The 8020-nt window shown below is 33.8% G+C and carries 7 protein-coding genes; all 7 read left to right on the top strand.

Annotated features, from left to right (window positions below; genetic code table 11):
* Positions 1–3264: RHS repeat-associated core domain-containing protein (locus BW946_RS20895; protein WP_139326062.1), on the top strand; the 3264-nt coding region annotated here is incomplete at its 5' end.
* Positions 3264–3800, top strand: a complete 537-nt coding sequence (locus tag BW946_RS20890) for a hypothetical protein (protein WP_076598010.1) — start codon at positions 3264–3266, stop codon at positions 3798–3800. The genes BW946_RS20895 and BW946_RS20890, both read left to right, overlap by 1 nt.
* A 153-nt stretch (positions 3801–3953) precedes the next feature.
* Positions 3954–4328 carry a helix-turn-helix domain-containing protein gene (locus BW946_RS20885; RefSeq protein ID WP_317043172.1) on the top strand — a complete coding sequence of 125 codons (375 nt, stop codon included), beginning with the start codon at positions 3954–3956 and terminating at the stop codon, positions 4326–4328.
* A gap of 84 nt (positions 4329–4412) precedes the next feature.
* On the top strand, positions 4413–5405 hold the full coding sequence (locus BW946_RS20880) for an RHS repeat-associated core domain-containing protein (RefSeq protein WP_228402684.1): 993 nt from the start codon (positions 4413–4415) through the stop codon (positions 5403–5405).
* On the top strand, positions 5365–5994 hold the full coding sequence (locus BW946_RS20875; RefSeq protein ID WP_076598008.1) for a hypothetical protein: 630 nt from the start codon (positions 5365–5367) through the stop codon (positions 5992–5994). The genes BW946_RS20880 and BW946_RS20875 overlap by 41 nt, the downstream gene beginning before the upstream one ends.
* Before the next feature lie 96 nt (positions 5995–6090).
* Complete coding sequence (locus BW946_RS21855; RefSeq protein ID WP_317043171.1) at positions 6091–7092, top strand: RHS repeat-associated core domain-containing protein; 1002 nt, start codon at positions 6091–6093, stop codon at positions 7090–7092.
* Positions 7093–7107: 15 nt separating this feature from the next.
* Positions 7108–7668 carry a hypothetical protein gene (locus BW946_RS20865; RefSeq protein WP_076598006.1) on the top strand — a complete coding sequence of 187 codons (561 nt, stop codon included), beginning with the start codon at positions 7108–7110 and terminating at the stop codon, positions 7666–7668.
* Positions 7669–8020 lie beyond the last annotated feature (352 nt).

Below are 8020 nucleotides of genomic sequence, written 5' to 3'. Positions count from 1 at the left end.
GGGCCGTTGGGTGTTTATCCTAACACCTATGGGAATGAAAAGATCTATTCTGAAAAAGTGCTGGAAAACTCTCCTCTGGACAGGATTCTGGAACAAAAACAGGTGGGCAATGAGTGGAATGGAAAATCTGTAAAGTTCGGTTATGATGTCAATTCTACATTAGATAAAGTAAAAAAGTTTACTGTTACTACGACATGGGTGAATAATGCTACTTTATCAACCATCAGTAACATTGGAATGTATGAAGAGGCTAAATTGTATAAAAATACAGTAACGGATGAAGATAACAATAAAACCATAGAATTTAAAAACGGTAAAGAACAATTGCTGTTGGTAAGAAAAGTAATGAGTGCTACAGAGAATGCAGATACCTATTACCTTTATAATGAATATGATCAGCTGGCATTTGTTATTCCTCCCAAAGCTTCTATAGAAAACAATCCCAATACTGTACTTAATGATTTATGCTACCAGTATAAATATGACGGAAGAAACCGATTGGTTGAAAAAAAGATTCCTGGCAAAGGTTGGGAATTTATGATCTATGACAAACAGGACAGAATTGTAGGAACTCAGGATGCAGAATTAAGCACAAAAGGACAATGGCTGTATACAAAGTATGATCAGTTTGGAAGAATAGCATTTACAGGAATTTCCGAAGGAGGAACAAGATCTTCGGAGCAGGATTTGGCCAATAATTTCCCTACCAACAACGTTAAAAGAACTAATTTCCCTTTCTTTATCCGTGAAGGGATGGAAGTTTTTTACGATCCTGATCAAACCTATCCTAATGTTGTTTGGGTAAAATTGTTGTCAGTAAATTATTACGACTCTTACCCTGCTTACAGCTTTAATCCTGCATTTCCTTCCGCTATTCAGGGAGAGCCTGTACTTTCTGACTCACCTACAGCCGATGGGAGAAGTACTAAGGGATTGCCTGTCATGAGTTGTGTGAAAAACATCGAAGATGACAGCTGGACAAAGGATTACACGTATTATGACAGGAAAGGAAGAGCGATTGGAAGTCACTCTATCAATTATCTGGGAGGATATACCCATACAGAATCCAAACTGGATTTTGCAGGATTATCACAACAGACCATTACTACTCATTTACGAAAACCAGGGGAAGCAGGAATCACGGTAAAAGAACGTTTTGTATACGATAATGGAAACAGGCTGAAGGAACATTACCATCAGGTAGACAGCAACCCGGAAGAGCTGCTGGCTAAAAACAGCTATAATGAACTCTCTCAACTGGTCAACAAGCAGGTAGGAAACAACCTTCAGAGTGTTGATTACGCTTACAACATCAGAGGTTGGATGACGGGTATTAACAAAGATCAGATGAGTGTTACAGATTTGGCAGGAAAGCTTTTTTCTTATAAAATCAAGTATACTCAAAAAGAGGGTATCAGCAATCCAGATCCTGCACAATTTTCGGGTAAAGATGTACTTCCAAGATACAACGGCAATATTGCAGAAGTAGACTGGAGATCTGTTGAAACATTGGGCGTAAACCCTTCGTTAACACCCAAAAGATACGGCTATGCCTATGATTCTTTAAACAGGCTGACGGCCGGATACTATCAGAATCCCAACAACCCATACAGCAAAGAAAATACAGAATCTCTGCAGTATGATCTGAACGGTAATATTACCTCCCTTTACAGGACTTCTGTGATGGAGAATGGAAGCAGTACAGCTACCGTCATTGACAATCTTGCATATGATTATACGGGAAACCAGGCTGTCAAAATTAAGGATAATAGTGGTAATCATACAGGTTATGAGGGTACAGTCGGTCTTCCCATCGGATATGATTTGAACGGGAACATGAAAAACATGCAGGATAAGCAGATTTCAGAAATTAAATACAATCATTTAAATCTCCCTAAGGAAATGAATATTGATTTTGGACCTTCTGGTACCGTTGTAAATACCAGGTATAGAGCAGATGGCACAAAGCTGGAAAAAACGGCTGTAAATAGAGTTGCAGGATATTACACCGTTACCACCACTACAGAAAGAACTGAGTATCTGGATGGTTTTCAGTATTACAAAAAAGAGATCGTTACTTCAGGAGGAGATCCCGGAGGAGGAATTGAAATGATGACAGCAAGAGCAATGGAACCCCAGGCTTTCTCACTGGAAAAGAAAACTTTTAACCCTCCTCCAGCCAAAACTCCGGATTTACAGTTTTTCCCTACTTCTGAAGGATTTTATGATTACCAGAAAAATCAGTATATTTATCAATACAAAGATCACCTGGGAAATGTCCGTGTGAGCTTTACCAAAAACAGCACAGGCGTTCTTGAAATTGTAGACAGTAATGATTATTACCCATTCGGTATGAACCATTTGAAAACAGGAAGTGCTTATTTTGGACAGGATAGTTTTAAAAAGTACAAGTACAATGGTAAAGAGCTTCAAGAGACGGGTATGTATGATTATGGTGCAAGATTTTATATGCCGGATTTAGGAAGATGGGGTGTTGTGGATCCGCTTGCTGAAACATCAAGAAGATGGAGCACTTACACTTATGCATTTAATAATCCTTTGAGGTTTATTGATCCAGATGGTATGCAAAACTATGATATAACATTTGGGAAAAGTGTTTCTGCTGATACACAAAATAAAATTGTAAGTGATTTAGAAAAAGAAACAGGATTGAAATTATCTGTTGGTGATAATGGGAAACTGAGTTACAAAGAATCTTCTGATATGGGAGGAAGTAAAACAGCTCGTGATATGTTGAAAGGCGCTATTGATAATCATAGAACTGACTATCAGATTAATTCAGACAACACTAAAGGATCTTCAATCGAACCCACAGGAGCACGAGGTGAAACAATAGATGGCGTGTATGGTTCAACAGTAACATATGACTTAAATATTAATACTGACCAAGTAAATAAATTTATAGCAGGAACAAGTGAGGCATTAAATCCTCTAACGATGGGATATGGAATGACTACTCTTCACGAAGTAAGCCATGTATATAATAATCTTAACGATCAGGATGTGATTTATGGTGCGCCAGGTCCAAATGAAAAAGTTATAAATACAATTAGAAGAGAATTAGATGCTTCCGGACAATTTACTCAACCATTTGGTCAAAGAGAATCATATAGCCCGACAGATATTCTACGTAATGGTAAGCCCTATAATTTTACGCCTTTTGAAAGAAGTATCATGGATGGTAATTTTAAAAAAATCGATGTGAAGAAAAACCTTTTTATGCTAACTCCAAAAACCAAATAATGAAATATTTAATTATTTTATCTGTATGTATTAGTTTTTCAATGTATGGACAATGTGCATGTGAAAGATATGAAAAAGGGATTGAATACATAAAACAGGATTTTATAAATAAGGGTACAGAAAAGTATTATAAAGATCTTTTAAATCCTGGAGCTTATGGAATCTCTATTTATGAAAGTTTTTTTCCTCTATATAAGTCTGATAGTTATTTTAATTGGTTAAATATTGAAAAAACTAACCCATATAAAAAAAGTAAGTGTTTATCTAAAGTAAATAAAAAAAATTGGGGAAAATTTTGGAAGTCACAAGACTACTATAAAAGCCAAAATGTATTTACAAAAGATAAATTTAAAGGGCCATCTCATATAGCAGTTTTTACTAAATTGAGAAATGATTCTTTAAGAGTTGATGTCATATCCAACTCACATAATGGCTTAAAGTATTGTGGTAGTGTTAATAAATATTTATTGATTTTTGATAAACAAGATAGTATTAAAGAAGCTAAAACATGGACAGCTCATTATGAATGTTTGTAATGATTTTTAATAAACAACCACTGCCTTAGCAGTGGTTTTCTTGTTCTGTTTTGTATATGGAAACAGAACAATAGAAATAAATCTTTGGGATAATGTTTAGGTATAGAATAAAAGGGCTGAATTTTTTATATTTGTGGTACTGAATAAAAAATCATGATGGAAAAGCTAAAGAGTTTACGAAAACAGCGGGGCTACACCCAGGAATATATGTCCAAGATCATATCCACGGATGTATCCAATTACAGCCGTAAAGAAAGCGGTGATGTAAGGATTTATGATGATGAATGGGAGAAGCTGGCCAAGGCTTTAGACGTTCCGGTAGAAGAAATCAAAGAAGAAAAACCTTCCAGTATTGTTCAGAATAATGATAATCTGACCTTCAATGATAACTCCGGAAACTATAATTATTACTGTAGTATTCCCAATCATATTTTAGATAACCTGAATAATTATATTGCCCTGCTGAAAAAGCAGAATGAAGCTTTAGAAGAAGAAAATAAGAAGCTAAAGCCCAATAAAAGAAATTAAACGTTGTCCCAAGCTGCCGCACGAATCCTTTCGTGTGGTAGTATTTTAACAATTAGTTATATTTATCAATACAAAGATGTCCTTGTGAGCTTTGCCAAAAACAGCACAGGCGTTCTTGAAATTGTAGACAGTAATGATTATTACCCATTCGGTATGAATCATTTAAAAACAGGAAGTGCTTATTTTGGACAGGATAGTTTTAAAAAGTACAAGTACAACGGCAAAGAACTCCAAGAAACTGGCGCTTATGACTTCGGAGCCCGCCAATACTTACCTGATATTGCTCGTTGGGTTGTACCAGATCCACTTTCTGAAAAACATCCTGATTTAAATCCAATGATGTACGCTAATAATAATCCAATAAGATTTGTAGATCCAGATGGAATGGATTGGGTTGAAGCGGCGAATGGAGATATTACTTGGCGAGATGATGTAACAGCTAAAAACCATAAAGATAAGGGAGTACTTCAAAAAGGTGAAACATATAGAGGAACTTACTATGAACGCACTAAAACCTGGGACAATAAAAAGCATAAAGGACTTGTATTAGAAAGTTATCATACATATGGAAAAATGAGTTATTCTGCAGCAAAAGAAATGAGTGTTGAGATAGATGGAGAAATGAGAAACTCTAAAATTGGCGATGTGGATGTAAAGTTAAATGTAACATTTGAGAATGGGAAAACAAAAACATTAGGTTCTTATGATGGTGTTGCAGGAGGTTTTGGAAATGGCGCACCAGAAAATGGGGAGTATACTGTGGATAGTTATCAAGACAGAAGTCCAAATGGATGGTATAACAAAGGAATGAATCGGGACGGAGTCGGATTTAGTTTTAATCTTAATCCACAATTTAGTACAGGTAGAAGTTTATTAAGAATACATCCTGATGGAAATAATGAGGGAACTTTAGGCTGCATCGGAATGTCTGGGGATAAAATTGTTCTAACTAATTTTAGAGATACTCTAAGAAGTATGATAAAAACAGGAGGTCCAGTACCTGTAAATATTAATATTCAGAATAATCCAAATAATAATGGAAAAAGTGGAACGAAAATACCAAATGTTAATGAATAGTCTTTTGTTATTATTTTTTCTGTTTTTTAGTTGTCATCAATCAGAAAAAAAGATACAAGGAAAGATAGAAAATGAAACTGTTATTACAGAGAATTTTTCTAAACCAGATTTTAAAGTGAATCAATTACAATTAAGAGAAGAAAGTTCTATAAATAATTTTTATCCTCAAAATGTAAGATTATTAAATAACTTAAGATATTCTCCTGTGATTGCTTTTACAGATAAAGAAAAAAAAGAATATTTACTTGCCTATCAATATGAGGGAGATGTGAAGAATAGTTTTAGTTGCTTCGAGGTAGGATATTTAAAAGATGACTCAAAACTTGAGAAAGACGTTACAGAAACTAAATACGATAATTTTAAGACAGAATCAGGACTGAAATTAGGAATGACTTTAGAGGAAATAACCAATATAAAAGGTAGTAACTATAAAGTTGAAAAAAAATCTAACGAACAAATTATCAGATATACGATTAAAAATGCTGATGATCCCAAAATAAAACAATATGAAATGCCTCCGTATTTTATGGAATTTTATTTAAAAGATAACAAGCTGTATAAAATTATATTTGGTTTTGAATATCCCTAAAATAAACCCCAAGCTGCCGCACGAATCCTTTCGTGTGGTAGTATTTTAACAATTAGTTATATTTATCAATACAAAGATCACCTAGGAAATGTCCGTGTGAGCTTTGCCAAAAACAGCACAGGCGTTCTTGAAATTGTAGACAGTAATGATTATTACCCATTCGGTATGAATCATTTGAAAACCGGAAATGCTTATTTTGGACAGGATAGTTTTAAAAAGTACAAGTACAACGGCAAGGAGCTGCAGGAGACGGGAATGTATGATTATGGTGCGAGAATGTATCTGCCGGATATTGGAAGATGGGGTGTTGTTGACCCTCTTGCGGAAACATCAAGAAGATGGAGCACTTACACTTATGCATTTAATAATCCTTTGAGGTTTATTGATCCAGATGGTATGCAAAACTATGATATAACATTTGGGAAAAGTGTTTCTGCTGATACACAAAATAAAATTGTAAGTGATTTAGAAAAAGAAACTGGTTTGACTTTATCTGTAGGAAGTGATGGTAAACTTTCTTATGCCGAGACAGAAAATATGGGAGGAAGTGAAACTGCTCGTAATATGTTAAAAGGAGCTATAGATAATCACAGAACTGATTACCAAGTTAATTCGGATAATACACGAGGTTCTTCTATACAAGAAATTGGAGGCAGGGGAGAAAAAGTTGATGGAGTCGCGGGATATACACATGTTTATGATTTAAATATAAATACGGATCAAATAGATAATTTTATTAAAGGAACTAGTGCAGCTTTAAATCCTTTAACTATGGGTTATGGGATGATTACTCTTCATGAAGTTAGCCATAAGTATAATAATTTAATCGACGGTTCTGTTGGTAGTGACGGAACAGAATATCAAGCTTCAACCATATATGGTATACAAGGAGATAATGTTAAAAAAATGAATATTATTAGAACTGAATTGGATGCTTCTAGTTCTAGTGGGACGTTGCCATTTGGTCAACGAAAATCTTATTCTCCATTAGATGTAAGGGGAGTTAATTTTTATCCATTTAGTGACAGTTCGAAGACATTAGGACCTTCTAAAGTCGATCCTAAGAAAGACTTGTATATTAAAACTCCTCGAAAATAACAAACATAATAGAGAATGAAAGCATTACAAATACTAATATCTTCTATAATTATTATCACTTCTATCAGTTGTAATTCTACGTCAAAAGTTAGATATAATGCAGCATATAAAATAGTAAGTAAAGATTTTCTTAGTAAAGAAGCTTCTTTAAAAGAATTTGGAAAAGATATTTCAGGGTTATATATTTATGATTCAATTTATCCAAATCCTTTAAACGAGAAAGATTATAGCAATATTTATAAAAATATTTTATCCGATAAAGAAGAAATAAAACCATTAGGAAAAGATAAAAATCTGGAAGATTTATCTGATCAAAATTTAAATAATAACTGGGAATTAAGTAAACCATTTAATACCGTGTTCAAGAATATTGTTCAATATAATGAAATCCCAAATGGACCTTTAAATGCAGCTATATTTTCCGAAATTAAGGATAATCAATTAAGGGTGGATGTTGTTCCTTTTTTTGTGGGAAAGCCTAGATATTGCGGATCAATTATCAAATACTATTTTAAATTTGATAAAACTAAAATAATTAATAGTAAGAAATGGAAAGATCACTATGAGTGTTGGTGATAAAGAAAACCCCGCTCCCGCACGATTGTATCGTGTGGCAGATAAAAAAACAACCCTTGCAAAATTGCGAGGGTTTTATGTTTTATAAAGCAGTCACATTTTTATTAAAATAAGTTTTAAAATTTTTGGTAGTAAGTATAAGTATTTGATCTGACATTGTAAAGATCATTAATTGAGCTTTACCCATTAAGCTGGTTAATCAAATCAAGTTTCTTAGGATATAAAGAAGTGAGTTATGTATCAAACAATTTTCAAATGGTAGTGTCTCACTAACTGTGTAAGTTAAAAAGTTATTCTGGAAAATTTTGAGCCCTCATAGCTCAAAAAATTTTACGGAAATAACTTTTTATTA

This window comes from Chryseobacterium sp. RU33C, assembly GCF_900156015.1.
GTDB classification, from domain to species: domain Bacteria; phylum Bacteroidota; class Bacteroidia; order Flavobacteriales; family Weeksellaceae; genus Chryseobacterium; species Chryseobacterium candidae.
This window is presented reverse-complemented; position numbering and strand designations above follow the sequence as displayed.